The 25,897-nt window shown below is 61.1% G+C and carries 20 protein-coding genes and 1 pseudogene; 7 read left to right on the top strand and 14 right to left on the bottom strand.

The genetic code is table 11. From position 1 onward, the window contains the following. Nucleotides 1-42 precede the first annotated feature (42 nt). Entirely contained in the window at nucleotides 43-597 is a 555-nt protein-coding gene (locus ACL0K2_RS12475) for a hypothetical protein (protein ID WP_413042755.1), read from the top strand. A 79-nt stretch (nucleotides 598-676) separates the two neighbouring features. Continuing rightward, entirely contained in the window at nucleotides 677-2,041 is a 1,365-nt protein-coding gene (locus ACL0K2_RS12470; protein ID WP_413042754.1) for a hypothetical protein, read from the top strand. A gap of 278 nt (nucleotides 2,042-2,319) precedes the next feature. On the opposite strand, the gene selB is transcribed toward ACL0K2_RS12470, so the two are convergent. The 5 genes from selB to uvrD all read right to left on the bottom strand — a co-directional run bounded on the left by selB (nucleotide 2,320) and on the right by uvrD (nucleotide 10,393). After that, nucleotides 2,320-4,236, bottom strand: coding sequence for a selenocysteine-specific translation elongation factor (gene selB / locus ACL0K2_RS12465; protein ID WP_413042753.1), 1,917 nt, complete (start codon nucleotides 4,234-4,236; stop codon nucleotides 2,320-2,322). Next, entirely contained in the window at nucleotides 4,233-5,642 is a 1,410-nt protein-coding gene (gene selA / locus ACL0K2_RS12460; RefSeq protein WP_045160169.1) for an L-seryl-tRNA(Sec) selenium transferase, read from the bottom strand. Before selA ends, selB begins: the two co-directional genes overlap by 4 nt. Nucleotides 5,643-6,069: 427 nt before the next feature. Continuing rightward, entirely contained in the window at nucleotides 6,070-6,900 is an 831-nt protein-coding gene (locus tag ACL0K2_RS12455; RefSeq protein ID WP_413042752.1) for a Tim44 domain-containing protein, read from the bottom strand. Between the two features lie 132 nt (nucleotides 6,901-7,032). Further along, nucleotides 7,033-8,145 carry a TRAP transporter substrate-binding protein gene (locus ACL0K2_RS12450; RefSeq protein ID WP_239609920.1) on the bottom strand — a complete coding sequence of 371 codons (1,113 nt, stop codon included), beginning with the start codon at nucleotides 8,143-8,145 and terminating at the stop codon, nucleotides 7,033-7,035. A gap of 55 nt (nucleotides 8,146-8,200) precedes the next feature. Next, complete coding sequence (uvrD, locus tag ACL0K2_RS12445; RefSeq protein WP_413042751.1) at nucleotides 8,201-10,393, bottom strand: DNA helicase II; 2,193 nt, start codon at nucleotides 10,391-10,393, stop codon at nucleotides 8,201-8,203. Between the two features lie 269 nt (nucleotides 10,394-10,662). On the opposite strand from uvrD, the gene ACL0K2_RS12440 reads away from it, so the two are divergent. Then, the gene (locus ACL0K2_RS12440) at nucleotides 10,663-13,503 is read left to right on the top strand and encodes a putative bifunctional diguanylate cyclase/phosphodiesterase (protein ID WP_045160173.1); all 2,841 of its coding nucleotides are present in this window, start codon (nucleotides 10,663-10,665) and stop codon (nucleotides 13,501-13,503) included. A 143-nt stretch (nucleotides 13,504-13,646) separates the two neighbouring features. On the opposite strand, the gene yegQ is transcribed toward ACL0K2_RS12440, so the two are convergent. Continuing rightward, entirely contained in the window at nucleotides 13,647-15,011 is a 1,365-nt protein-coding gene (yegQ, locus tag ACL0K2_RS12435) for a tRNA 5-hydroxyuridine modification protein YegQ (protein WP_413042750.1), read from the bottom strand. A 183-nt stretch (nucleotides 15,012-15,194) separates the two neighbouring features. On the opposite strand from yegQ, the gene ACL0K2_RS12430 reads away from it, so the two are divergent. Continuing rightward, the gene (locus ACL0K2_RS12430; protein WP_413042749.1) at nucleotides 15,195-15,662 is read left to right on the top strand and encodes a DUF2243 domain-containing protein; all 468 of its coding nucleotides are present in this window, start codon (nucleotides 15,195-15,197) and stop codon (nucleotides 15,660-15,662) included. A 3-nt stretch (nucleotides 15,663-15,665) separates the two neighbouring features. Then, the gene (locus ACL0K2_RS12425; protein WP_052679262.1) at nucleotides 15,666-16,472 is read left to right on the top strand and encodes a cytochrome c oxidase assembly protein; all 807 of its coding nucleotides are present in this window, start codon (nucleotides 15,666-15,668) and stop codon (nucleotides 16,470-16,472) included. Between the two features lie 42 nt (nucleotides 16,473-16,514). Here the strand turns inward: ACL0K2_RS12425 and ACL0K2_RS12420 are convergent, their stop codons facing one another. From ACL0K2_RS12420 to zwf, 7 genes and pseudogenes are all read right to left on the bottom strand, one after another. Beyond that, entirely contained in the window at nucleotides 16,515-17,945 is a 1,431-nt protein-coding gene (locus ACL0K2_RS12420) for an aspartate kinase (RefSeq protein ID WP_045160175.1), read from the bottom strand. Between the two features lie 264 nt (nucleotides 17,946-18,209). Next, a complete protein-coding gene (gene thpD, locus ACL0K2_RS12415) occupies nucleotides 18,210-19,127 on the bottom strand; it encodes an ectoine hydroxylase (RefSeq protein ID WP_045160176.1) in 918 nt (305 codons plus the stop codon). A gap of 64 nt (nucleotides 19,128-19,191) precedes the next feature. Continuing rightward, nucleotides 19,192-19,587 (bottom strand): ectoine synthase, encoded by a 396-nt coding sequence (locus ACL0K2_RS12410; protein WP_045160177.1) that lies wholly within the window; start codon nucleotides 19,585-19,587, stop codon nucleotides 19,192-19,194. A 12-nt stretch (nucleotides 19,588-19,599) separates the two neighbouring features. Continuing rightward, nucleotides 19,600-20,877 carry a diaminobutyrate--2-oxoglutarate transaminase gene (gene ectB / locus ACL0K2_RS12405; RefSeq protein WP_045160339.1) on the bottom strand — a complete coding sequence of 426 codons (1,278 nt, stop codon included), beginning with the start codon at nucleotides 20,875-20,877 and terminating at the stop codon, nucleotides 19,600-19,602. 99 nt (nucleotides 20,878-20,976) lie between these two features. Beyond that, a pseudogene (gene ectA, locus ACL0K2_RS12400) lies at nucleotides 20,977-21,456 on the bottom strand (diaminobutyrate acetyltransferase); the annotation flags it as partial. A 254-nt stretch (nucleotides 21,457-21,710) separates the two neighbouring features. Continuing rightward, nucleotides 21,711-22,001, bottom strand: coding sequence for a hypothetical protein (locus tag ACL0K2_RS12395; RefSeq protein WP_155397581.1), 291 nt, complete (start codon nucleotides 21,999-22,001; stop codon nucleotides 21,711-21,713). A 64-nt stretch (nucleotides 22,002-22,065) separates the two neighbouring features. Next, nucleotides 22,066-23,508 carry a glucose-6-phosphate dehydrogenase gene (zwf, locus tag ACL0K2_RS12390; protein ID WP_045160178.1) on the bottom strand — a complete coding sequence of 481 codons (1,443 nt, stop codon included), beginning with the start codon at nucleotides 23,506-23,508 and terminating at the stop codon, nucleotides 22,066-22,068. Nucleotides 23,509-23,668: 160 nt separating this feature from the next. Here zwf and hexR point away from each other — a divergent pair, with 160 nt between their 5' ends. After that, a complete protein-coding gene (gene hexR, locus ACL0K2_RS12385) occupies nucleotides 23,669-24,535 on the top strand; it encodes a transcriptional regulator HexR (RefSeq protein ID WP_045160179.1) in 867 nt (288 codons plus the stop codon). 107 nt (nucleotides 24,536-24,642) lie between these two features. Then, complete coding sequence (locus tag ACL0K2_RS12380) at nucleotides 24,643-24,837, top strand: PA3496 family putative envelope integrity protein (RefSeq protein ID WP_413042748.1); 195 nt, start codon at nucleotides 24,643-24,645, stop codon at nucleotides 24,835-24,837. Between the two features lie 43 nt (nucleotides 24,838-24,880). Here the strand turns inward: ACL0K2_RS12380 and ACL0K2_RS12375 are convergent, their stop codons facing one another. Beyond that, complete coding sequence (locus ACL0K2_RS12375) at nucleotides 24,881-25,894, bottom strand: Ldh family oxidoreductase (protein WP_239609932.1); 1,014 nt, start codon at nucleotides 25,892-25,894, stop codon at nucleotides 24,881-24,883. Nucleotides 25,895-25,897: the final 3 nt, after the last annotated feature.

The raw sequence follows: 25,897 nt of genomic DNA, 5'->3' as shown, positions 1-25,897 counted from the left end.
TGACTAGGCGCTGGTACGCCCGAACGACAGGGAAAGGACGATATGAAGGCTGATTGGAACGACGCCCCGGAATACATCACAAGGCATCCACGCAAGAGCCGCAGGCTAGGGAAGCTGATCCCTGGTCTGATCGGCACACTGATTACGCTCGCGGTTCTCCATACGGCAGGCTCGGTGTTCCTAAAGGGAACGGCACAAAACCTTGCCGAAAAGCGCACTCACCCGAAACCAACCCCCGTCGCTGAAATCAGCAGAGCGGAACCTGCCCCTGTCAGGGATTGGGACAGAGTGGTCGAAGAGGTGGCAGCTAGAGATGCAACGCCTCAGCCGCAAACTACCCAGCCTCAGATAGTTACGGCAGAGCCACCACCCAAGCAAACAGTGTTCAACGACAAAAACTATGTTCCTCAGGGCGCCACCAATATCGTTCCAGCCACACGGGTTGTACCGGAGCTGACCGCAACAATTCCATCCCGCAAAAAAGAAATTGTGGTTGTAGGTAAACAATCGCGGATAAGCGATTTTTGTCCGGGTGGAGAAGGAAGCATTATGCGCAGGAACTGTAAAACAAAAGTTAACTTGAATACACGAAACTAAACCGCTTGTGGTTTACGGGGCGGTACGCAGTAGCGTTTTCTAGTTGGTCGTTTAAATGGATTTTCCCTGGGGGTGAGTAGTGTCCGGATCAGAAAATAAAAAGATAATAGATAGTTTGGAAAAAATAAATGTGCCTGCGGTAACAGCGCCACCACCGGTAAATTTGGAGTACATGCAGATCGGTGGTAAGCAAGGCAATCTTGTTAACCCCTACAGAGATGTAAATGTAGAACTCCAGAACGGAAAGATAACAATAAAGCTAGTTGAGCCTTTATGGTTATATGATCTTACTATATGGCTAAAAGAACAAGAAAAAGCCGAGAGGCTGGCGAATCATGTTAGTGTACGCATATTGAATTCTAGAGGGGTCGAGAGAGAAGTCCCCTTAAACATGTTTGAAAGATACTTGGATTGCTATCCAAAAGACTTTGTGGTTGAGCTGGAAATAAAGTTCTTTGATATAAAAAAGACACTACTTTCCAAGCCTCCGGTGTGTGAGAAGATTAATATAACCGGTTTTAATTCTGAGGATTTCGCCGACTTTTGCGCTAATACAACCGTGTATTTAGCGGCAGCTAAAAAATTTAGCGAAAATAAAACCAGGCTAATTGCCGATCTGAACAAGATAAACAGCGATATAGCCGGCGCAGAAGCTGCCGAAATTGAAAGCAAGGACTCACTGAATTCGGTTTTAAGCGATCTTGGAAAAAATCAGGAGAAACTTGAAGCTATTGAAATGGAAGTTTCTAAGCTTGAGGCAAAAGCTAGCGTTGTGAGCAAGCAGTCTGCTGACCTCGAACAGAGAATTCAGGAGAACGAGAGGGTAAACCAGCACCTTGTTGATTCTGTCCAAGATAATAGAGAAGAGTTAGAAGCTCTATTAGCAAATAAAAACGTGTTCATGGAAGAGTTTAGTTCATACGTCGAGCAGGGAAAGGGTAACATTGTTTCCTACTTTTGGACTGGAGTAGCTCTGCTTTGTGTGGTGGCTTTCTGCCTTTGGAGGCTAATAGCCTCGGCGGCCGCCTTATCTAACGACCCATCCATACTTCAAACTGTAAGTGCATTTGATCTGTTCGTGTCTCGATTGCCAATCGCGTTTTTACTTGGGACGGTAATGATTATCTGCCTCAAGATTATCTACATGTTATTGTCAAAAGTATTCGAAATACATCAAGAGAGGCTACTTTTGGCAAAGCTGTCAATCCTTGCTAAAGATAACAGTTTCTTCTCAGCTGGCGGGCTTGGAATCCCTGGTGAGTTGGTTTATGAAAGGCGAGTATTATTAAAAATGGAGCTGCTTAAAGAGTTCCTCTCGGGGAACTATAGAGGGGCAGCAGATAAAGAATTGAAGATCCGACGCTCGTTTGCCGAGTTCAAAGAAGAATTTAGAAAAAAGAAAGAGGCTGAAATTGCCTCTGAAGATGAGGATGACGCTAACTAAGGCCAGCGATGCTTTAAAAGATAAGCTTGATCGTCGAGCTCGGCACGCTCTGCATATGGCTGGGGTGCCAGCTGTGTCGAAAAAGTGTCGAAATGATAGTCCGACACTCGCCAACAAAGGCCGGTAAATCTTCGAAGTCGCCCTGATGCGTCTAGCATTTTCCATTATAGGCCGCTATTGAATATAGCAAACACAGGATTTGAAGCCCGGCCGCACCACCGGGTGCGATTGCCTTCCAACGCGTGCCCGGGTGGGCAGGGTTGGAGTGAGTTGGCAGCCTACCTGAGCTCGGCGTCCGAGGCCAAGGCGCTGTCGCGTCGCACCTTGCGTTCGTTGCCGAAGCGGCGGGTGAGGCCGATGCGGTCGAAGTGTTCGAGCAGCTGGATGCTGCGTTTGCGGCCTAGCTGGACCTGGTCGCGGAAGGCGGCGGCGCGGATTACTCCGGATTGGCGTTCCATCTCCAATACCTGGTTGGCCAGCTGGCGAATGGTCGCGTCGGGATAGAAGAGGTCCTTGACGACCTGTTGCAGCTCGCCGATGCGCGAAAGTTTGCGCAGCAGATGACGAACCCGCTCCTCTTCGACGTCCAGTGCGCTGGCCAGGTCGCGCACCCAAGGCGGGTTGAAGCGGGCCGCTTCGAGCAATGGCCATAGTCGGGCCTTGAGGACTTCTTCTTCTTCATTCAGGTGTATTCGGTGTCCGGGCAGGTGCAGCCAGGGACCGCTGGCTTCGATCATGCCGGCTGCCAGTGCCTGGTCCAGCACGGCGAGATAAATAGCTCGCTCCAGCTGGGGCAAGGCGTAACGGCGAAGACGGTCGCGATCCGGGCCGAGTTCGTCCGGTTGGCTTTCATGGAAGCGCTGCAGGGAGGCTGCCAGGCTTTGCCCGAGGTAGTCCCAGGTGCCGCGCTCGAATAGCCGCGGGCCCAGCCGAGTGGAGATTTCCAGCGCTTCGTCGGGTAGGCGCCAGGTATGCCGTGGCCGATTGAACTGACGCTCCAGCAGGGCCGGCTCCAGGCCATTGAGGGCGCTCGGCAGTAAGGCCGGGAGGATATCTTCGAGTGTGTCGCCGCTCAGCGCGCGCAGCACGGCCAGGCGTGCATGACGATGTCGGTTGCGTGGCGGGGCGAAGGGATCGAGCACCCGTCCGCCGCCCAGGGTTCGCTGGGCGGACTGGTCGCGCAGTACCACGCGATCGCCGTGCACGGCATGCGCCGGCGCATCGAGCAGTAATTGCGCATGAACGTGACCGCCGGGCGCTAGGCATTCGCCTTCCAGCAGCGCGATGCGGCCGGTAACATCCTGCGCGCCGAGGTGAATGTGTACCGGCGTCCAATGACGCAGGTCACGGGTTTCGCTGGGCAACAGGCTGAATTCGATGTCGAGGCGTCGGGTCGCGGCCTGCAGTTCGGGCGTCACCAGCCAGTCGCCGCGGCTGATCTGCTCTACGGCTAGACGGTCGCCGGCGAGGTTCAGGGCTACGCGCTGGCCCGCTCGCGCCTGCTCGCAGACCTGATTCTGGGCATGTAACCCGCGCACCCGAACCGTGCGCCCGGCCGGACTAAGAGACAGCTCGTCACCGACGCTGACGTGTCCGGCGAAAGCCGTACCGGTGACCACCACGCCGGTGCCGGTGACGCTGAAGGCACGGTCGATGGCCAGACGGAAATGGCCGTCTTCGCGGCGCGCGCATACTGCGGCGGCCTGTTCTACCAGTGCCGAACGAAGCGCGTCGATGCCCTCGCCGGTGATGCTGGAGACTGGGAAGACTGGCGCTCCAGCCAGCGGCCCGGGTTGCAGCAGCGATTCGATCTGAGCGCTCACTTCGGCGATGCGAGGTGCTTCGACCCGATCGATCTTGGTCAGCGCGACCAGGGCGCAGCGAATGCCCAGCAGCTCTATGATGGCCAGATGTTCGCGGGTCTGTGGCATCACGCCGTCGTCGGCCGCCACTACCAGCAACACGCAATCGATGCCGCAGGCTCCGGCCAACATGTTGTGCACGAAGCGCTCGTGGCCGGGCACGTCGATGAATCCGGTGAGGTCCGCCTCGCCGAGGGACGCGTACAAGTAGCCAAGGTCGATGGTGATGCCGCGCTGACGCTCTTCGCGACGACGGTCGCCCTGCTGGCCGGTGAGCGCCTTGAGCAAGGCGGTCTTGCCATGGTCGATATGACCGGCTGTGCCGATGATCATGACGCCAGTTCCCGTTGCAGGTGGGGCAGCTGCTCAAGCAGGGCCGGCTCGTCGTCCAGCTGGCGCAGGTCGAGCCAGAGTGCGTCGTCGGCAACTCGGCCCAGAATCGGGATTGGCAGGCAGCGCAACGCCTCTTCGAGCTGGCGCAGGCTACGGCCGCGTAGGCGCCTGGGCTGCTGCGGGCGGATGCACAGCGCAGCGCTCGGCAGACGTGCTACCGGCTGTGCGCCGCTGCCGATCATGCCCAGCGCATCGCTCACGGCGACCTGCCAGTGTTCGCCAAGCGCAGTGGTCAACGCCGGCGCGAGCCGTTCGGCCTGTGTGCGGATGTCTGCCTGTGGGCGGCTCAGCAGGCGCAGGCTGGTCAGGCGCTCACCAAGGCGATCGGGGTCGCGGTAGAGGTTGAGCACTGCTTCGAGCGCCGCCAGGGTCAGCTTGTCGACACGCAGGGCGCGCTTGAGTGGATTCTTCTTGATCTTGCCGATCAGCTCGCGGCTGCCGACAATCAGCCCCGCCTGTGGACCACCGAGCAGCTTGTCGCCGCTGAAGGTGACGATGTCAGCGCCGTCGCGCAAGGCTTCCTGCACGGTGGGCTCTTTCGGCAATCCCCAGCGCGACAGGTCGACCAGGCTGCCGCTGCCCAGGTCTTCGAGCAGCGGCAGGCCATGGGCGCGCGCGATGGCGGCCAGTTCGGCCGTGGCGACGCTGCTTGTGAAGCCTTGCACGCTGTAGTTGCTGGTGTGCACGCGCATCAGCAGGCCGCTGCGCGGGTTGATCGCGGCCTCGTAATCCTTGGCGTGGGTGCGGTTGGTGGTGCCCACTTCGTGCAGCTTCACGCCGGCGCGGGCCATGATGTCAGGGATGCGAAAGGCGCCACCGATCTCGATCAGCTCTCCGCGGGAAATGATCCCTTCCTTGCGCGCGCCAAGGCTGTTCAGCGCTAGCAGCACGGCAGCGGCATTGTTGTTCACCACCGTGACGGCTTCGGCGCCGGTGAGCTCGCGGATCAGCCCTTCGATCAGGTCGTCGCGGTCGCCGCGCTTTCCGCTGGCCAAATCGAACTCCAGATTCAGTGGATAGCGCGCCGCCAGGGTAATCGCCTCGATGGCTTCGTCCGGTAACAGGGCGCGGCCAAGGTTGGTGTGCAGTACGGTGCCGGTCAGGTTGAACACACGGCGTACGCGGCTGCGATGCTGGTTGGCCAGGCGCTCACCGGCACGACCGGCGAGCACTGCTTCGGACAGCTCCAGCGCGGCGAGCTGGCCCTGGCGAGCCGGTTCACGCAGCTCGTCGAGCAGGTCGCGCAGGGTGCCGAGCAGCGCTTCGCGGCCGTAGCGCTGGTGTAACGGCTCGCAAGCGGGTGCGCGCAGCAAACGGTCGACCGAAGGCAGACGAACACTGCTCATAGCTGAGGACCCGGATTGCGATTCGGTGAGGAAAGGGCAGTGGGTGCGCGAGTCGTGCCGACGGCGCTGAACCCTGTTGCGAGGTTGCCTGGCACGCAGGACTCCATTCTTTTTCTACTTCGCGATCTGAATAGACGCTTAATTCTTCGCAGGGTTCAGCTCAGCCCGCCGGGAAGTTGCATCGGCCTGTTTCAAAGCAGATGAGCGAATTCGGTAAGTTTAACTGTGCAACGATCCTGTCTAACCCATGCGCCATGTTGCTGGATGGAGCGTCCCGTTTGTTAAACGCTGGGGATGAATCCAGCGAGCCCTTTTGCCGCTCGCTGCCGCCGGGCTTCGGTCGTCATACCGAATCAAGCAGTAAACCGCGAGTCGCAGAAACGACAAACCCGGGCTAGCCCGGGTTTGTGAGTGACCGCTGCGCGGGTCAGGCGTTCTGGCGGATACCCGCGACCAGCCATGGCTGGTTCTCGCCTTGTGCACGTTCCATGCGCCAGCTTTCGCTGAAGGGCTCGCCCTGGTCGAAGCGCGAATTCTTCGATACGCCGACGAAAGTCAGGGTGGCGATGGTCTTGTCGGCCTGGTCGTCCACGCCGTCGAGCTGGATTTGCAGATCGTCGATGTAGGTGGACTGGTAGGCGTCGCCAAGCTCGGCACGCTCGCGCTGGAGGAACTCATGCAGCTGGGGCGTGACGAATTCGGCGATCTTGTCCATTTCGTTGGCGTCCCAGTGCTGCTGCAGCGACATGAAATGCTCGCGAGCCGCCGCCACGAAGCTCTGCTCGTTGAACCAGGCGGGAGCGTTGATCACCGGCGCTGCGGCCGGCGCGGCGCTGCTGCCGAAGATCGACGGTTGCGCAGGCATCTCGCGCTGCATCGGTGCGTGACCGGCCATGGCCGGTTGCTGCTGGCGACGGCGGGCGGCGAGGAAGCGGAACAGTAGGAAGGCGATGCCGCCGAAAATCAGGATATCCATGAACTGGATGCCTTCGAAGCCGTCTCCCATGAACATGGAGGCCAGCAGGCCACCAGCGGCGAGACCGGCCAACGGGCCGAGCCAGCGCGACGCACCGCTGGCAGCAGCGGATGTCTTGCCTGCCTGAGTCGGCGCGGCCTGGGTCTGCTGAGGCGCCTGTCGGGTTTGATGGCTAGGCGCCGAGCCGAAGCTCTTGCCGCCGCCGAAACGCTTGGCGTGGACGTCGAGGCTGAGGGTCAGGCCGATACACAGCGCCATGAAAATGCTGAGCACACGTTGCATTTGGTATTCCTGGTTGGACGAAGGTACGGAGCAGATGGTGCACGCCTCGGTTCGGGCGCGCCAGTTGCAGAGTGTTTCGGGCTTTTGCTTCGCTGCGCTTGCCGACCTCGACAAGCGCAGCAGTCGCCTGGCTCAGCGCCAGTTGTACAGTTCTTTCTCGGAGATCTCGTGCATCGGTTTGACCTGGTCCTGGAATGCCTTCATCGACGCCCAGATACGGCCGTTCAGCTCGCTTTGCGCGGCCAGCTCGCCGAGAACCACGTCTGCCTGCTCGCGCATGGCAGTCAGTACCTCATCGGGGAAGCGCTTGAGCTGAGCGCCTTGTTGCTTGAGCTGTTCGAGCGCCAGGGCGTTGTTGTAGACGTAGTCGTCGATCATGTCGCGGCTGGCGGCAAGAGCGGCTTCGGTGAGGATCGCGCGCAGGTCGTCCGGCAGGCTGTCGAGGGCCTTCTGGTTGACCAGCAGCTCCAGCACGGCCTGTGGCTCCTGCCAGCCGGGGTAGTAGTAGTACTTGGCAGCCTTGTGCAGGCCAAAGGCGAGATCGTTATACGGACTGACCCAGTCGGTGGCATCGATCGCACCCGTCTGCAGTGCGGTAAAGACCTCACCGCCCGGCATGTTGACGGTGGTCGCGCCGAGTCGGCTCAGTACTTCACCGCCCAGGCCGGGCGTGCGGATCTTCAGGCCCTTGAGGTCGTCGAGCGAGTTGATTTCCTTGTTGAACCAGCCGCCCATTTGCATGCCGGTATTGCCCACCACCATGGGTTTGACGCCGTAGGGGGCATAGGCTTCATCCCAGAATGCCTGGCCGCCGCCTCGGGTCAGCCAGGCATTCATTTCGCTGGTCGACAGGCCGAAGGGTACCGAGGTGAAGAACTGCGCCGTTGGCACCTTGCCCTTCCAGTAGTAGGCCGCGCCATGACCCATTTCGGCAGTGCCGCGGGAGACGGCGTCGAACACTTCCAAGGCCGGAACCAGCTCGCCGGCGGCATAGACCTTGATGGTCAGCCGGCCATCGCTCATCGCGTTGACCCGGTCAGCCAGGCGCTGGGCGGCGGTGCCCAGGCCCGGATAGTTCTTCGGCCAGGCGGTGACCATCTTCCAATTGAAGTTCTGCGGCGCTTCGCTGGCGGCAGTGGCCTTCGGCTCGGGGGTGGGCTCGACCTTCTTTTCGTCTTTACAGCCGGCAAGGCTGAGCGAAGCAAGCAAGGCTGCGGCAACACCAAACAAGTGACGGCGTTTCATGAATGGGTATTTCCTTTGGCGATTTTATTAGTATGGGTACAGGTTGACGTATACGTCATAGCGCTTCCAGTTTGGCATAACTGAGCATCAACCACTTGCTTCCTTCGTCTTCGAAATTCACCTGGACGCGTGCCTGAGCGCCGGAACCTTCGAAATTGAGGATGGTGCCTTCGCCGAACAGCGAATGGCGGACACGCTGACCGAGGTTGAACGGGGTTTCCGGTACGTTGGCGCCGTCGAATAACGAACCACCGCTCATGCCGCGGGTGTTGAAGCTGCGGCTGACGGTATTGCTCAGGCGCACTTCGCTGACCAGTGCAGGTGGCAGCTCGCGGACGAAACGCGAGACCTTGTTATAGGTCTCGCTGCCGTACAAGCGCCGGGTTTCGGCATAGGTGATGATCAGTTGCTGCATGGCGCGGGTGATGCCGACATAGGCCAGCCGGCGTTCTTCTTCCAGACGGCCGGGTTCTTCCAGGCTCATCTTGTGCGGAAACAGCCCTTCTTCCATGCCAACCAGGAACACCAGCGGGAACTCCAGTCCCTTGGCGCTATGCAGCGTCATCAACTGCACGCTGTCTTCGTGATCGCCGGCCTGCTGCTCGCCGGCTTCCAGCGAGGCGTGATCGAGGAAGGCGGCCAGTGGCGTCTGCTCGTCCTCTTCGTCTTCGCTGTAGTTGTCGAAGGCACGCGCGGCGGAAACCAGTTCCTCGAGGTTCTCCACCCGTGCCTGGGCTTTTTCGCCTTTCTCGTCACGGTGATAGGCGAGCAGTCCGGATTGTTCGATGACCAGCTGCGCCATGTTGTGCAGCTGCATGCCCTCCACCTTCAGGGCAAGGGTGTCGATCAGTTCGACGAAGCCGTTCAGCGCGCTGGCCGCACGGCCCGAGACTACTTTGGTACCGACCGCCTGGTGCAGCGCGGCCCACATCGAGGTGCTTTGCTGGCGGGCCAACTGGCGCAGGGCTTCGACGGTCTTCTCACCGATGCCACGCGCCGGCACGTTGATCACTCGCTCCAGCGCTGCGTCGTTGTCGCGCGTCTGGATCAGCCGCAGGTAGGCCATGGCGTTCTTGATCTCGGCACGCTCGAAGAAGCGCTGGCCGCCATAGATCCGGTAGGGGATTCGCTCGCGCAGCAGGGCTTCTTCGAGCACCCGCGACTGCGCATTGGAGCGGTAGAGAATGGCGATCTCGCTACGTGCCAGACCTTCCTTGCGGATCGTACTCTCGATGCTTTCCACCACGTAGCGCGCTTCGTCGTGCTCGTTGAAGGCGGCGTAGAGGCTGATCGGCTCGCCTTCGCAGCCCTCGGTCCAGAGTTCCTTGCCGAGGCGGCCCTGGTTGTTGGCGATCAGCGCGTTGGCGGCCTTGAGAATACAAGCGGTGGAGCGGTAGTTCTGCTCCAGGCGGATGGTTTCGGCATCCGGGAAGTCTTCGCTGAACTGGTGCAGGTTTTCCACCCGCGCGCCGCGCCAGCCATAGATCGATTGGTCATCGTCGCCCACCACCATCAGGCTCTCGCCGCCCTTGGCCAGCAGGCGCAGCCAGGCGTATTGCACGGCATTGGTGTCCTGGAACTCGTCCACCAGGATATGGCGGAAGCGCCGCTGATAGTGGTCGAGCAGCCCCGGATTGTCCCGCCACAGGTCCAGTGCGCGCAGCAGCAGCTCGGAGAAGTCGATTACGCCGGCGCGGGCACAGGCCTCTTCGTAAGCTTGGTAGATGCTCAGCATGGTGGCCAGGAACAGGTCGCCGCTGGGCTGGATGTGCTTGGGCCGCAGGCCTTCGTCCTTCTGCCCGTTGATCCACCACTGGGCCTGGCGCGCCGGCCAGCGTTGTTCATCGAGGCCGAGTTCGCGGATCACTCGCTTGACCAGGCGCTGTTGGTCGTCGGAGTCGAGGATCTGGAAGTTCTGCGCCAGCTTCGCTTCCTGCCAATGCGCGCGCAGCAGACGGTGTGCAAGCCCGTGGAAGGTACCGACCCACATGCCTTGTGGGTTGACCTTCATCAGCTGCTCGATGCGCTGGCGCATCTCGGCGGCGGCCTTGTTGGTAAAGGTCACCGAAAGAATCGAGTGCAATGATGCCCGTTCGACCTGGTGTAGCCAGGCGATGCGGTGCACCAGTACGCGGGTTTTACCCGAGCCGGCACCGGCGAGGACCAGTTGACGACCCAGCGGCGCGGCCACGGCCTGGCGCTGGGCATCGTTGAGGGAGTTCAGGAGGAGGGAGAGATCGTCATGCATCGGCGCATTCTAGCCGTAAACCGACCCGGCTGGCTCGCGCAACGGACGGGCGCGGAGGTACGATCGTTTGAGCGTTGGCTGCGAGTGGGTTTGCGCGGGGTGGTTCGGATTCGGTCTGCCTGGTTTTTGCGTTTTCTCAACCCGAGGTGAGCGGCGGTTCTCGTTCATTGGTCGGAACGGGCTATTGCAGGGACTAGCAACATGCCATCATCGGTCGGTGACTGCAGCGCCTTGACGCCCTTACAGACACCCTATTACAAGACGGCATGATGATCGATTCCGCTCAATCAACCCCAACGGTGTCACTGGCCAAGGAGAATCAGGCCGTACTCGACCTCGCTGACCTCGATCAACGGACTGAGCGTACGCGACTGCTTTATCAGGGCTCCCGGGCCTCGCTGTTGTTGATGATTTTCGCCAGCCTGGCCTTCGCTGGGCTGCTGTGGAACGAGGCGCCGCCGCTGGAGCTGGTGCTATGGTCGGGTTGGACGCTGTTGCTAGCGTTGCTGCGATTGCATCAGGCGTACGCGTTCGATAAGGCCGAGGCGGACGATCAACAGCGTCCGCAATGGCGGCAACATTTCTTGCTCGGCAGTGCCTTTACGGCGGTCACGCTCTGCTACGCGATCGTGGCACTGATTCCCAACGACGATTTCCTTCAACAGACCCTACTGTATGGTGCGGTCGGCTCGGTCATCATCGCCGCTAGCGTCGCGAGTGGCGTTTCATTGCGTGCATTTCTGGTTTTCACCATCCCCAGCCTGCTGCCCGCCGCGTTTGTATTACTGAGTAGTGGCCAGGCGCTGCGCCAGGGCTGGGGCGTGCTGACCGTCATCGTGCTGGCAATGCTGAGCATGATCGCCTGGCAGACCAATCGCCTGCAGACGGCGAGCCTGCGTCAGCGCTGCCAAAACCAACTGCTGATCGCGCGCCTTCAACACATTCGCGGCGAAGCGACCCAGCTGAACGGTGAGCTGGCGCGCGAAGTAGAACAGCGCCGACACGCCGAAGATCAATTGCGCGAAGCCTATGACGGGCTCGAGCAACGCGTGGCCGAGCGCACCGCTGAGCTGCGTGAAAGCGAGGCGCGACTGACCCTGGCGCTCGAAGCTAGCGAGCTGGGACTGTGGGATTGGAATATCGAACAGGGCGAGGTGCACCATTCGCGCATGGAAGTGGTGTTCGGCATCGGCCAGAACGATTCGGCGCGGCGGATTGACCCGCAACGGCCGGAGATTCACCCCGAAGACCTGCCGCGAGTACGCAAGGAAATCATTGCCCACTTCAAGGGCGAAACCGAGCTGTACAGGGTTCAGTACCGGGCGCTGCGGCCGGACGGTAGCTGCCTGTGGATGGAGGATCGCGGTCGGGTCATTGAACGCGACGCCAAGGGGCGTGCGGTGCGAATGATCGGCACCCGTCGGGATGTCAGCGAAACCCATCGGCAGGCTGAGCAACAGCGTCTGGCAGCTGCCGTATTCGAGGCGGCGAGCGAGGGCATGGCAATCATGGATGCCGAGTTCCGCGTGCTGGCAGTCAACAATGCCTGCTGTGCGTTGTCCGGTTACACGCGTGAGGAGCTCATCGGGCGCAGCGTCGCCCGCTTGGCCAGTTCAGAGGACAGCCGTCAGCAGTACGCGTCAATTCGCGAGTCGCTGGAGCAGGATGGATGCTGGCAGGGCGAGTTGATCGAGACCCGCAAGAACGGCGAGGTCTATCCGCAATGGGCCCAGCTGCAGGTGGTTCGTGATAGCCGAGGCCGCATCAGCAACGTGGTGGCATTCGTTTCGGACATCGGCGTCCGACGGCAGGTAGAGGAGCGTCTGCGCTATCTGACGCACTTCGACGAACTCACCGGACTGGCCAATCGCGGCATGCTCAAGGCCCGTCTGCACGCAGCCTGCGAGCGTGCGCGCAACAGCAATCGCGGCCTGGCGGTGCTCTACATCGACCTCGACCGTTTCAAGCTGCTCAACCAGAGCCTGGGGCACGAAGCGGCTGATCAGCTACTGCGCGAAGTGTCCCGCCGCTTGTCGCACACCTTCTCCGATGCTGACACCATCGCGCGGCTGTCTGGCGATGAGTTCGTGGTCGTGCTCGAGGGCTATGGCAGCCTGTCGACTTTGGCGCACAGCGGCAGCCGATTGCTGTCGCGCATCAGCAAGCCGGTGCTTGTCGATGGCCAGGAGCTGGTGGTCAGTGCGTCCGTCGGCGTCAGCTTGATGCCCGACAATGCTCGCGAAGCTACCTCGCTGCTGCTACAGGCGAACATGGCGATGCAGCATGCCAAACACCTGGGCGGCAACACGCTGCAGTTCTTCACCGAGCGCTTGCAGACCTCCAGTCTGGAAAACCTGCAGCTGGAAAATCAGTTACGTCGCGCGCTCGACGAGGGGCAACTGGAAGTCTTCTACCAGCCGCGGTTGGACGTGGTGGATGATCGCCTTGACGCTGCCGAGGCGCTGGTGCGTTGGCGGCATCCACAGCAGGGCTTGATGGCGCCGGGTTCCTTCATCCCGCTGGCTGAAGAGACCGGCCTGATCATCCCGTTGGGCGAGTTCGTCCTGCGTGAGGCCTGCCGGCAAGCCCGGCAATGGCAGCTGGATGGACTGGCGGCGATCCGGGTCTCGGTGAACCTTTCAGTCAAACAGCTGCGCCAGGGGAATTTGGTCAGTCTGGTGCGTCAGGTGCTGGAGGAGACCGGCCTGCCGGCGGACCGGCTGGAACTGGAGCTGACCGAAAGCCAGTTGCTCGATGACGTCGACAATGCCGTCAGCATCAGTCATCAGCTGCGCGCACTGGGCGTGAAACTGGCGATCGACGATTTCGGTACTGGCTACTCCTCACTCAGCTACCTGAAGCGCTTCCCGGTGGACTTCGTCAAGATCGACCGGTCGTTCATCTCGGAGCTCGATCAGTTTGGCGAAGACTCCGCTATCGTCCGCGCCATCATCGCCATGGTTCATAGCCTGGAACTGAAGGTGGTGGCCGAGGGTGTGGAAACCCAGGAGCAGATGGACTTTCTCAAGGCGCATCAGTGCGACGAAGTCCAGGGCTACCTGATCAGTCGGCCGGTTCCGGCTGGCGAGTTCGTCAAACTGCTGGCTTGAAAAAAAAGCTGGAAGCGAGACCGCTCTCAGTCTGGTCGGGCGGCGTTCCGCTTCGATCTCCCAGCGATTTGGCTACTCAACGAAAAGCGTGGGTGAACGCCCATCCTGCGGCAGCCAACGGTCCATAAACCGCGTCTTCCCGATTAGCCGCGAGTCGTGTCGCCGTCCAGCTCACGCATCAGCAGCGCATGCTGCAGGTCGACGCTTTCCGGTACGGGTAGATAGAGCACATGGCCGTCTCCAGGTGCCACCTCGGCGCGCTCACCCCGCTTGTTTTCCAGCGCTTCCAGGCGGAGGTTCAGATTGCCCTGCGGAGTCATCAACTCCAGGCGGTCGCCGACGGCGAAGCGGTTCTTGACGATGACCTCGGCGAGCCCGTTGCGCCGTTCGCCGGTCAACTCGCCAACGAACTGCTGGCGATCGGAAAGCGAGAAGCCACGTTCGTAGTTCTGGTATTCATCATGCACGTGACGGCGCAGAAAGCCCTCGGTGTAGCCGCGGTGGGCCAGGGACTCCAGGGTGTCCATCAGCGACTTGTCGAATGGCCGTTCGGCCACCGCGTCGTCGATGGCCTTGCGGTAGACCTGCGCGGTGCGCGCGACGTAGTAGTGGGACTTGGTGCGACCTTCGATCTTCAGCGAATGCACGCCCATCTGCACCAGTCGCTCGACGTGCTGCACGGCGCGCAGATCCTTGGAGTTCATGATGTAGGTGCCGTGCTCGTCTTCGAAGGCCTCCATCAACTCGCCGGGGCGGCTGCTGTCTTCGAGCAGGAACACCTGATCGGTCGGCGCGCCAGCGCCCAAGGTCGGCTGGATGCCGCCTGCGCCGAGCTGCTGCACCGGGATCGGCTGGTACTGCTGGACGATGTTGCCCAGCTCGTCTTCCTTGCCCTCGTGTGCCTTGTACTGCCAGCGGCAGGCGTTGGTGCAGGAGCCTTGGTTGGGATCGCGTTTGTTGATGTAGCCCGAGAGGAGGCAGCGTCCGGAATAGGCCATGCACAGCGCGCCGTGGACGAAGACCTCCAGCTCCATGCCCGGCACCTTTTCGCGAATCTCGCCGATCTCTTCCAGCGACAACTCGCGCGCGAGGATGGCGCGGGTCAGGCCCTGCTGGCGCCAGAACTCGACGCTCGCCCAGTTCACCGCGTTAGCCTGCACCGAGAGGTGAATGGTCATCTCCGGAAAGTTCTGGCGGACCAGCATGATCAGGCCGGGGTCGGACATGATCAGCGCATCCGGGCCCATGGCGATCACCGGCTCCAGATCCTTGATGAACGTTTTCAGCTTGGCGTTGTGCGGAGCGATGTTGACCACCACGTAGAACTGCTTGCCTTGGGAATGGGCCTCCTCGATGCCCAGGCGCAGATTGGCGTGGTCGAACTCGTTGTTGCGCACGCGCAGGCTGTAGCGCGGTTGGCCGGCATAGACGGCATCGGCACCGTAGGCGAAGGCGTAACGCATGGATTTGAGGGTGCCGGCAGGCGACAGCAGTTCGGGCTGGGTCATGGTGCGGTGGCTCGGTATATCAACAAGAAAAGTAGGTGGATTCTACTGAACCGGCAGCTGCGTTTCGCCCGGTTGGATCAAGTGAGTGGCGAACTCCTGTAGCCGCCCCCAGTCACTCACTAAAGGGCTTGATCGAGCGTACCGAGTTGCATGCAAACCAACCGTCAACTCCCGGAGGCCATCGTGAGCGACACCCCCGTCGATGCCAGAGGTAGCCTGATCTCGACGATCTTCTGCGGGATCGGTTTGATGGCGGCGGTCGACGAGATCGTCTTTCATCAACTTCTTGCCTGGCACCATTTCTTCGACCGATCCACGCTCGCCATCGCGCTGCTATCCGATGGGCTGCTTCACGCCGCCGAGTTGCTCATGCTGGCGGCAGGCGCCTATCTGTTCATGCGCCTGAGCCGTCAGCGATCCGTGTCGCAGCGGGCCGCATGGGCCGGGCTGTTGCTCGGTGCCGGCGGGTTTCAGCTGTTCGACGGCATCGTCAACCACAAGCTGTTGCGCCTGCATCAGGTGCGTTATGTCGATGAGCTCTGGCTCTATGACTTGGCCTGGAACGGCTTCGGTGTCGTGCTTCTGGTGATTGGCTTCATCATCTCGCGACAGCTCGGGCCCGGCCGAGCCGTGCCACTGCGGGGCGGATAGACGATGTCTCACCAGGCCCATCTGCTGACGCTGGCCGGAACCTTCCTGCTGGTCTTACTCACCCTGAGCCTGTGGTTCGCCTATGTGCTCGGTGTGCGTGCGCAGCGCAGACGTCGCAAGGCCTGGCACTGCTGGCGGCTGGTAAGTTTTTCGTTTGGCTGTGGTTTGCTGGTGCTGGCATTGTCGCCACCCATGGTCGAATGGGGCCATGCCGACCTACGCGGGCACATGGCTCAACACCTGTTGCTGGGCATGTTCGCACCCCTCGCGTTGATGCTCGGTGCGCCCGGTACGCTATTGTTGCGTAGCGTGCCGGTGGTCACCGCACGGCGTCTCACCGATATCGCGGGTAGCCCGTTGGTGCGCTGCATGAGCCATCCGGTTACGGCGCTGCTATTGGATATCGGCGGGCTCTATGTGCTGTATCTGACGCCGCTGTATCAGCTGAGCTTCAATCAGCCACTGCTGCATGTCTGGCTGCAGCTGCATTTCGTCCTGGCCGGCTACCTGTTCAGCTGGTCGATTGCCGGGCCGGATCCCGCGCCCCATCGGCCTGGTATGTGGCTGCGGTTAGGGGTGCTGTTCGTTGCCATCGCCGCTCATGCCGTGCTCGGCAAGTTGATGTACGCCTACGGCTTTCCACGTGACTCGGCACACGATCTGGCGCAGATCGAGGCCGCTGCCCAGCTGATGTATTACGGCGGCGACCTGGCCGAGTTGCTGTTGGCACTGGTGTTCTTCGCCGCTTGGTATCGGCGCCGCGCAATGTCCGACGCGCTCGACTGGCAGACAGCAAACCGCCGGACCTAGCAGAGCCGGGTCCGGCGGTTCGTGGCGTGCTGTCGCGGTGCGCTATGCAGCGGCGATCACGTCGCCGTGGTTTTCCGGCTCGATCAGTGCACGGTGCAGCGCAGCGACCGCGTCGTCGTAGTCTTCCTCGTTGACCACGCACTGCATCTCCACCTGACGAATCGACTGGTGCACCGCCTGGATGCTGATGCCGGCACCGGCCAGGGCCGCGACGGTTTTGGCGAGGATGCCCTTGACCTTGAGGTCGGAACCGATCGCCGAGACGATGGCAACGTTGTGTACCGTAACCTCAGCAGCCGGGTACTTTTCCTCGATCAGCCGTGCGGCGCGGTTGATCAGCTTGCGCGAGCCCGATGCGTAGTAGGTGATGCTGTTGGCATCCGAGTCCTTGTTGACCACGTAGAGACGCAGCTGCTTGAGCAGCTTGCTGATCTCGATGTCGTAGCCGATGTCACCGAGCATGTCCTGGTCGAACACCTCGATGCCGAAGACATCCTTGCGCCCGGCGATGATCTCGACGCAGGGCCGCTCGCTCTTGTAGTCCTGGCTGATGAGGGTGCCGGCGTGTTCCGGCTCGAAGGCGTTCTTGATGCGCAGTTCGATCCCAGCACGGCGCAGCGTCTTGGCCGCACGCGGATGGATCGCCTCCATGCCCAGGTTCGACAACTGGTCGGCCACGTCGTAGTTGGTGCGGCCGATGGTGACCACCTTGTCGGCACCGACCAGATTCGGGTCAGCACTGGAGAGGTGGAATTCCTTGTGGATGATCGCCTCGCGGGCTCCGGTAGCGGCGGCTATCTGCGCAAAGGTGATCTCGCTGTAGCCGCGATCGAAGGTGTTCATCAGCCCTTCGCTGCAGTGCGTATAGCCGGTGGCGACTACCAGTTCGCGAGACAGGTCCACCTCGGCGAAGCTGTGGCGCACCATCTCTTCGAACGGCAGCGGTGCATCGCGATGCCAGCCGGTCAGATCGACCATCTTGGCGTTGACGCCGCGGTGCTTGAGCGCCAATACAGAATTGAAGGCCGAGTGCGCTTCGCCGAGGGAGGCGAGCATCTCGCGGACCTTCATCAGATGCTCGTCGAGCTGGAAATGACCATAGGCGCACAGGCGCTGCAGGCTGCTCATGCATTCGCGGGCATCGTCGATGCGCGAGTTGATGAACTGGTTGGCGGCACGCAGCTCGAATTCGCTGGCGAACAGTTCGGCGTTCTTGCCGACCATGCGCTCGCGGATGGTTTCCAGCGCGTCGAGCCAGGCCCCTTCGCTGCGAGCATCGGCGAAGCGTTGGTAGACACCCGGCTCGCCGGTTTTCTTGTGTTCCAGCAGCAGATTGGTCATGCCGCTGTAGGCCGAGACGACGAAGACGCGCTGATAGAGCGCATCGCCTTCGCGCCCGCCGATGAAGATATTGTTCAGCAGCTCGTCGAAGCGGCTCATGGATGTGCCGCCGATTTTTTCTACGGTATGCATCGATTCAACTTCCCGTCTTGGGGGTGAATTTTCATCCCTGGGCCGCCATCTGGCCGCCAACAAAGATCAGACCCATAGTCGGGCCTGATGAGATCCAGCCGTTAAAAACTACCTGCGTTGCCTAGCCGGCCGCGCCAATACGGCGTTAGGAATCGCTTCGAAATGTCCATTTACAGCTCTAAACCCGAGCGCGAGCCCGGTCCTTTTCTCAGCGATTCCTGCCTTGTCTTGGCTGCCTCGCTGACGTTTCTAACCGCCTGGATGTCAGAGATACTTCTGTTTCTGGATGTGCAACGGCTCGAAACGCTCGCGTTCGGCGACAAACTCCGGACGGGGCGAAAGCCCACAGAACGGGGCCTGCGCGGCATTATCCACGTGGTTGTAGACGTAGAACAGATTGCTGCGCGCACTGGGTGTGATGTTGCTGTTCGAGCCGTGCATGGTGTTGCAGTCGAAGAACACTACGCTGCCTGCCGGGCCGGTGGCGGTGTCGATGCCATAACGGTCCGCGAGACGGGTCAGGCTGTCGTGGTCCGGTACACCGAACTCCTGCTTGCGCAGCGACTTCTCGTAGTGGTTCTCCGGCGTCGCGCCAACACAGCGGATGTAGTGCTTGTGCGATCCCGGTACCAGCATCAGCGGACCGTTGTGCGGCTCGTTGTCGGTCAGCAGGATCGAGCAGCTCAGCGTGCGCATGCGCGGCAGGCCGTCTTCGATGTGCCAGGTCTCGAAATCCGAATGCCAGTAGAACTCCTTACCGGTGAAGCCCGGCTTGAAGTTCATCCGCGACTGGTGGACATAAAGGTCACCGCCAAGAATGAAACTGGCGATGCCGGCCGTGCGCTCGTCTGCGGCGATCCGGGCGAACAGCGGGTTGTCCTTGTGGATGGCGAACACCGAGCGAATCGCGCCGCTGTCGGGTTCCTTGATGGTCTTGCCGGACTCGGCGACCGCCGGGTCCAGACGCATGCGTTCGAGTTCTTCGCGAAAGACTGCGACTTCTTCAGCGCTGAACAGATTGGGGACGACCAGATAGCCGTCACGCTCGTAGCGCTCGATCTGCTCCGGCGAGAGGGGCGCATTGGCCAGGTCGTTGCGGTAGACAACCGGATCCAGACGCTCCTGCCAGCTGGGCTCGTCTTGCTGGCGTGAAGGGTACAGGTCGGCTTGTGCGGGGTTCACGTTAGCTCTCCTTTCGATGCCTTCGGGAGGCAGCGGGGCGGGCTCAGCCCGCCCCGCTGCCCGCTCAAACGGTTTCGGCCTCAAGCGGATAGACACCGCTCTCGTCGTGTACTTCCTTGCCATTGAGTGGCGGGTTGAACACGCAGGCCATCTTCATGTCCTCGCTGCCGCCGCGCAGTAGGTGCTCGTCGTGCTTGTCGAGGATGTACAGGGTGCCGGGCTCGATCTTGTAGATCTTGCCGTCGGCGATGGTTTCGACCTCACCGTTACCGCTGATGCAATACACCGACTCCAGATGGTTCTGGTAGTGGATATGCGTTTCGGTGTTGGCATAGATGGTGGTGATGTGGAACGAGAAGCCCATCTTGTCATCCTTGAGCAACATGCGGGTGCTGTCCCAAGTCTCGGTCTTGATCTTGCGGTTGGACTGCTCGCAGTCAGCCAGGGTACGTACGATCATATTTTCGATTCCTTAAGAGGCAGCCTGATTGTTGTCCTGTTCGGACATCACGGCGGCAAACGCCTTGTCCAGAATGCTCATGGCCTTGTCGATCTGCTCTTCGCTGATGATCAGCGGGCAGAGGCACTTGACCACTTCGCTGTGGGCGCCGCTGGTTTCGATCACCAGGCCGTTTTCGAAAGCGTGGCGGCAGATGGCGGCGGCGGTTTCGCCGTCCGGGCAGCTGATGCCGATCATCATGCCGCGGCCTTTGACGAACAGCGAATCAGGGCCGTAGCGGCGCACGATCTTGTGCATGCCGTCGGCGATGCGCTTGCCCTTGGCCTGAACGCTCTTGGCGAACTGGTCATCGCTCCAGAAGTGCTCGATGGCCGCAGCAGCGGTAACGAAGGCGTGGTTGTTGCCGCGGAAGGTGCCGTTGTGCTCGCCCGGCTTCCACTGGTCCAGCTCCTTGCGCAGCAGCACCATGGCGAACGGCAGACCGAAGCCCGAAAGGGACTTGGACAGCGTGATCATGTCCGGCTTGATGCCCATCTCTTCGAAGCTGAAGAAGCTACCGGTACGCCCGCAGCCGGCCTGGATGTCGTCGATGATCAGCAGCATCTCGTGCTTGCGGCAGAGTTTTTCCAGCTTGCGGATCCACTCGGCCGACGCGGCGTTGAGGCCGCCTTCGCCCTGGACCACTTCGACGATCACCGCGGCGGGTTTGTCGATGCCGCTGGAAGGGTCTGTAAGCAGCTTGTCCATCATGCCGATGGTGTTGACCTTCTCGCCGAAGTAATTGGCGTACGGCATGCGGCTGACGTCGGTCAGCGGAACGCCGGCAGCGCCACGGTGATGCTTGTTGCCGGTCGCCGCGAGGGCGCCGATGCTGCAACCGTGGAAGCCGTTGGTGAAGCTGATCACGTTGTTGCGGCCGGTCACCTTGCGCGCCAGCTTCAGCGCGGCCTCGACCGCGTTGGTGCCGGTCGGGCCGGTGAACTGCATGACGTAGTCCATGTTGCGCGGCTTGAGGATCAGCCGATCGAAGGTCGACAGGAAGCGCTCCTTCGCATCGGAATACATGTCCAGGCCGTGGGTGATGCCATCGGCGGCGATGTAATCGAGCAGCGCCTGCTTCAGTACCGGATGGTTGTGCCCGTAGTTGAGCGTGCCGGCGCCGGCGAGGAAGTCGATGTAGTGCTTGCCTTCACGGGTGATCAGTTCTGCGCCGCGGGCCTGCTTGAAGACCACGGGGAAGGAGCGGCAATAACTACGGACACCGGATTCGTGCAGTTCGAACGTTTGCATAGGGTTTCCTTTGATTCGTTGTCTGGAGTCGGTGGCGTCGAACGGACCCGCCCGATAAAGCTCTTCGTCTTCGTGTTGCCCGGCGAAGTGCTTGGCCCGAGAGAACAGCGTGCGAGTGCTGTAGTCGGTCTCCAGTTGAGCGAAAGCCTTCTTGAACAACGCCTGCGAGGCGCCGTTGTCAGGCGAGATGGTCGTTTCCAGGTGACGGACGCCCTGTTCTCTGGCGACCCGAGTGACCAGGGCCATCAGCATGCGCAGTGCCAGACCCTGGCCCCGCATCGAAGCGTCTACCGCGACTTGCCAGACGAACAGCGTGTCGGGGCGAGCGGGAGGGCGATAACCGGAAATGAAACCTACCAACTGGCCGTTTGCGTTTTCGGCCGCGATGGAGGTGTCGGCGAAGTCGGAACACTGCAGCAGGTTGCAGTACACCGAGTTGGTATCCAGAGGCTGGCAGCGTGCTACCAGATCATGGAGGGCAGAACCGTCGCCGTCGGTTGGGCGACGGAGCGTTACGGTAGGAACACTCAAAACAAATCCTTTGGGGTTGTTGATTGAATCCTTTATTAGAATAAACACATCAAAAATTTAATCTCAACCCGAGCTGCCTTTCATTGGCCTGGATTCGTCGTTGATATGGCGGAAGTTCGCCGCTTATCGAGCAATCTGAACTTTTTGACGAGGCCGAGGAGTGCGAGCCGAATTCGGCTAAATATCACGGCAGATATCTTCTGTGAGTTGAGCTGAAGAATCAACGTGCATTTCGGGCCCCGCTGGCCTGCTTTCAGTGGGTATCCTGCGGCCGCCGAGAGTTTCCGTGTAAGCCAGCGAAATCAAGGGCTGTAGCGAAAATCCATGCCGCCGCTGGTGCCGCCGTCTGGCACCGATGCAGGCCGGAAGAGATGTAACGGAAGTTGCGCTGCGAAACGCTCGAGATTCGGCCGCTGCACTATCGTGTTCGCCCAGAGATATTCAGCGCGAATATCGGCGATATGTTCCGGGAAGATTGACGACTTCGTCGCGTTCAATGAAATTTTTGTGGCGAATTGAATTGAGCGGGTTCGATCAAGTTGTTCTGGTAGTTGATGGGCGGCGGCTGAGTTAGTTATCTCGATAAGCCGCAAGCCGCTCTGTGCCGCGTGCTGCAACTGTTCCGGGCGCCGCTGATGGCGCGCCCGGAAAGGTGCCTCAACGCCACCACTGCCGGCCTTGGTGCTCGATCAACTGGTGCGCCTGGTCCGGGCCGTCGGTGCCGGCCGGATAGGGCCTCGGTTTGCGGTAGTGGCTGTGCCAGCCACGCAGGATCGGATCGACCCAATTCCAGGCGGCTTCCACTTCGTCGCGGCGCATGAACAGCGTCGAGTCGCCTTCGATGACATCCAGCAGCAGCCGCTCGTAAGCCTCCCAGCGGCGGGTCTTGCTGAAGGCATTGGCGAGGTTGAGGTCCAGCTCGACGGGCTCCAGTTGCATGCCCTTGCCTGGTGCCTTGGCCATCACCTGCAGGCTGATGCTTTCTTCGGGTTGCAGGCTGATCACCAGGCGGTTCACCTCGCCCTTGGTGAAGAGCATGTGCGGCACCTGCTTGAAGGTGATGATGATCTCCGAGCGCTTGCGCGCCATGCGTTTGCCGGTGCGTAGATAGAAGGGCACGCCGGCCCAGCGCCAGTTGTCGATCTCGGCCTTCACCGCGACGAAGGTCTCGGTGTCGCTGTCGTTGTCGACATCGTTTTCGAAGTAATAGGCCTGCACATCGTGGCCGCCGATGCGCCCGGCGCCGTATTGCCCGCGCACGGTCTTGTCCTGCACGTCGTCGCTGGTGATCGGCTTGAGGGCTTCGAGAATCTTTACCTTCTCGCCACGTATCGACTTGGCATCGAACCGCACCGGCGCCTCCATCGCAACCAGGCAGAGCAGCTGTAGCAGATGATTCTGCAGCATGTCGCGCATGGCGCCGGCGTGGTCGTAGTAGCTGCCGCGGTTCTCGACGCCGAGAGTTTCGGCCACGGTAATCTGCACATGGTCGATATGGCCGCTGCGCCAGATCGGCTCGAACAACGCGTTGGCGAAGCGCAGCGCCATAAGGTTCTGTACGGTTTCCTTGCCCAGATAATGATCGATCCGGTAGATCCGCGATTCGGGAAACACCGCGCCGATCGCCTCGTTGATTTCCAGCGCGGAATCCAGCGAATGGCCGATTGGCTTTTCCAACACGATGCGCGCGTCTTCCCCAGCAAGACCTGCGCTTTCCAGATTGGAGGCAATGGGCTCGAACAGCCTTGGCGCGGTGGCCAGGTAATGTACCCGCACGCGTCCCTCGGCTTGACCGAGGTGATGCGCGAGGCCGATGAATTCGCCTCGCTGGGACGCGTCCATGGCGAAGTAGTCGAGCCGTCGGCTGAACGCTTGCCAGACGTCGGCCTCGAAATCGGTGCGTGCGATTTCCGCGCGGCAATGACGCTCGGCCAGGCTCAGATAGGTGTTGCGGTCGATGTCCTGACGGGAGATCGCGAGGATGCGCACGTCGTCGTGCAATCGCTTTTCACGGTGCAGGTGGTAGAGCGCAGGGATGAGTTTGTGTAGCGCCAGATCGCCGGTACCGCCAAATACCAGCATGTCGCAGGAAATAGACACAGCGTCACTCCTAGAAGGTGGACAGACTCAAAGGTGGGCGATGCTGCAAGGCTTGTAGTATAACTACAAGCCCACTACACCCAGCCGGCAAGAATGGATGCGAGCGCACCCGCAGCGTTCGACCCCTCTTGCCAGGTATTGATCATAGCGAGTCCGGAACGTGAACCTGCTGCAACACATCGCTCAATCGAGAAGTTCGCTACGCAAGTCGGAGCTGAAGGTGGCCGACCATGTGCTCCTCGATCCAGCCGCCGTGATGCACAGCTCGATGGCCGACCTGGCCCATGTGGTGGGGGTCAGCGAGCCGACCATTGTGCGTTTCTGCCGCGCCATTGGTTGCTTGGGTTTCCAGGATCTGAAGCTGAAACTGGCGCAGAGCCTCGCTGCCGGCGCCAGCTTCGGCCAGTTCGCCATCAGTGAGAATGATTCGGTCACTGACTTCGCGCTGAAAATCTTCGACACCACCTTGCATACGCTGATGGAAGTGCGCGAAAAGCTCGACTCCGATGCGTTGGAGCGTGCGGTCGCCGCCATGGCCAAAGCGGAGCGGGTGGAGTTCTACGGTTTCGGCGCGTCCGGCGCGGTGGCCACCGATGCCCAGCACAAGTTCTTTCGCCTGCTGCTCAGCGCGGCGGCCTATTCCGATCCGCACATGCAGGCGATGTCGGCTGTCACCTTGAAGCCCACCGACGTGGCGATCTGCATTTCCCAGTCGGGGCGCTCCAAGGACCTGCTAATCACCGCCAATGTGGTGCGCGAGTCCGGCGCCACGCTGATCACGCTCTGTCCGAGCCAGACACCGCTGGCCGAACTCGCCACCATCAACCTGGCCATCGACGTCCAGGAAGACACCGAAATCTACACGCCGCTGACCTCACGCATCGCCCATCTGGTAGTCATCGACGTGCTGGCGATGGGCGTCGCCATGGCCCGTGGGCCGAGCTTGGTGAACCACCTGAAGAGCGTCAAGCGCAGCCTGCGCAGCCTGCGTCTGTCGCCCAAATCGGTGAAACCTCACGAAGATTGAGTGGCTGGCGCCGCACCGGTCGTCATCGCAGTGTCATCAGCCTGACCTTATAGCGTCACCCATGGCGCCGATGCTGAGCCTCCCAGCACCTTTCTCGGGAGACCCGCATGGCCCAGCACCGCGAAGCCTACGTCAACCTCGACGCCCGTGCCCGCCGCAAGCAGCAAGACGAGCGTCGCATGTATTTTCGCCGCGCCATCGAAAGCTATGACGAGCAACGCCAGCTGCAGGCGCAACTGATGGAGTTTCCCGACCTGATGATTGCCGGTCCGCAGCTGTCGTCCTCGGCAGAGTGCCGCTAGTGAGCGCCACACCGGCCTGAGCGCCGGTGTGGCCCGCGCCGGCTTATGCGGGTTGTTCCAGTAACGCCATGAGGTCGGCGTGCAGCGCGTCGGGTATGTCCACGCCATCGCGCAGCGTCCGCTTGCGGGCCTCATAGCGCCGCTGTGACGGCAGTCGGGCGCCCTGGCCTTGAATGGACTCGAACATCGTCTCGGCACGCGCCAGGTGCTCATCAGCGGCATCGCCGAGGATTCGCTTGGGGTCGATGACGATGATCAGCTCACCGCCATAGGGCGCCGATTTGGTGCCGGCATCGTAGGTCAGCGATTCCTGGCTGGTCATGTCGCCGATCAGCGGACCGGCGAGCAGCTCGACCATAGCCGCCAGGGCCGAGCCCTTGTGGCCACCGAAGGTCAGCATGGCGCCGTTGAGTGCCTGTGCGGCGTCGGTGGTGGGGTTGCCTTGGGCGTCTATTCCCCAACCCTCGGGGATCGGATTGTCAGCGCGGCGATGCAGCTCGATCTCGCCGCGCGCCACGGCGCTGGTGGCGAAGTCGAAGATGAACGGAAGCTTTCCGGCGCGTGGCCAACCGAAAGCGATCGGATTGGTGCCGAATACCGGTCGGCTGCCACCGGCAGGCGCGACCCAGGCGTGGCTCGGTGTACAGGCCAGGGCCACCAGCCCGGCTGCGGTCAGCGTCTCCATTTCCGACCAGAGCGCCGAGAAATGCACGCAGTGGTTGATGGCCAGCAAAGCGATGCCCTGTTGCCGCGCCTTGTCGAGCAGCAGGGGCAGGCCGGCTTGGAACGGCACCTGAGCGAAGCCGCCCCTGGCGTCCACACGCACCACGGACGGCGCGTGATCGACGACCTCGGGTACCGCATCGGGAACTACCTTGCCGGCTTTCAGCGTCGCGATGCAGCCCAGCAGGCGATAGATGCCATGGGATTTGCACTCGTCGCGTTCCGCCGCGACCATGCTTTCGGCGATGGCCTCGACATAGGCTTCGGCGAACCCGTGCTGGCGCAGGATGCGCTGCGCCAGATCGCGTACTTCATCCAGGGTTAAGCGGGCCATGCA

The sequence above is a fragment of the Pseudomonas sp. YJ42 genome, from assembly GCF_047225135.1.
GTDB classification, from domain to species: Bacteria; Pseudomonadota; Gammaproteobacteria; order Pseudomonadales; family Pseudomonadaceae; genus Stutzerimonas; species Stutzerimonas stutzeri_E.
Note: the sequence above shows the minus strand (reverse complement) of the source record. Positions and strands in the feature narration are given on the sequence as shown.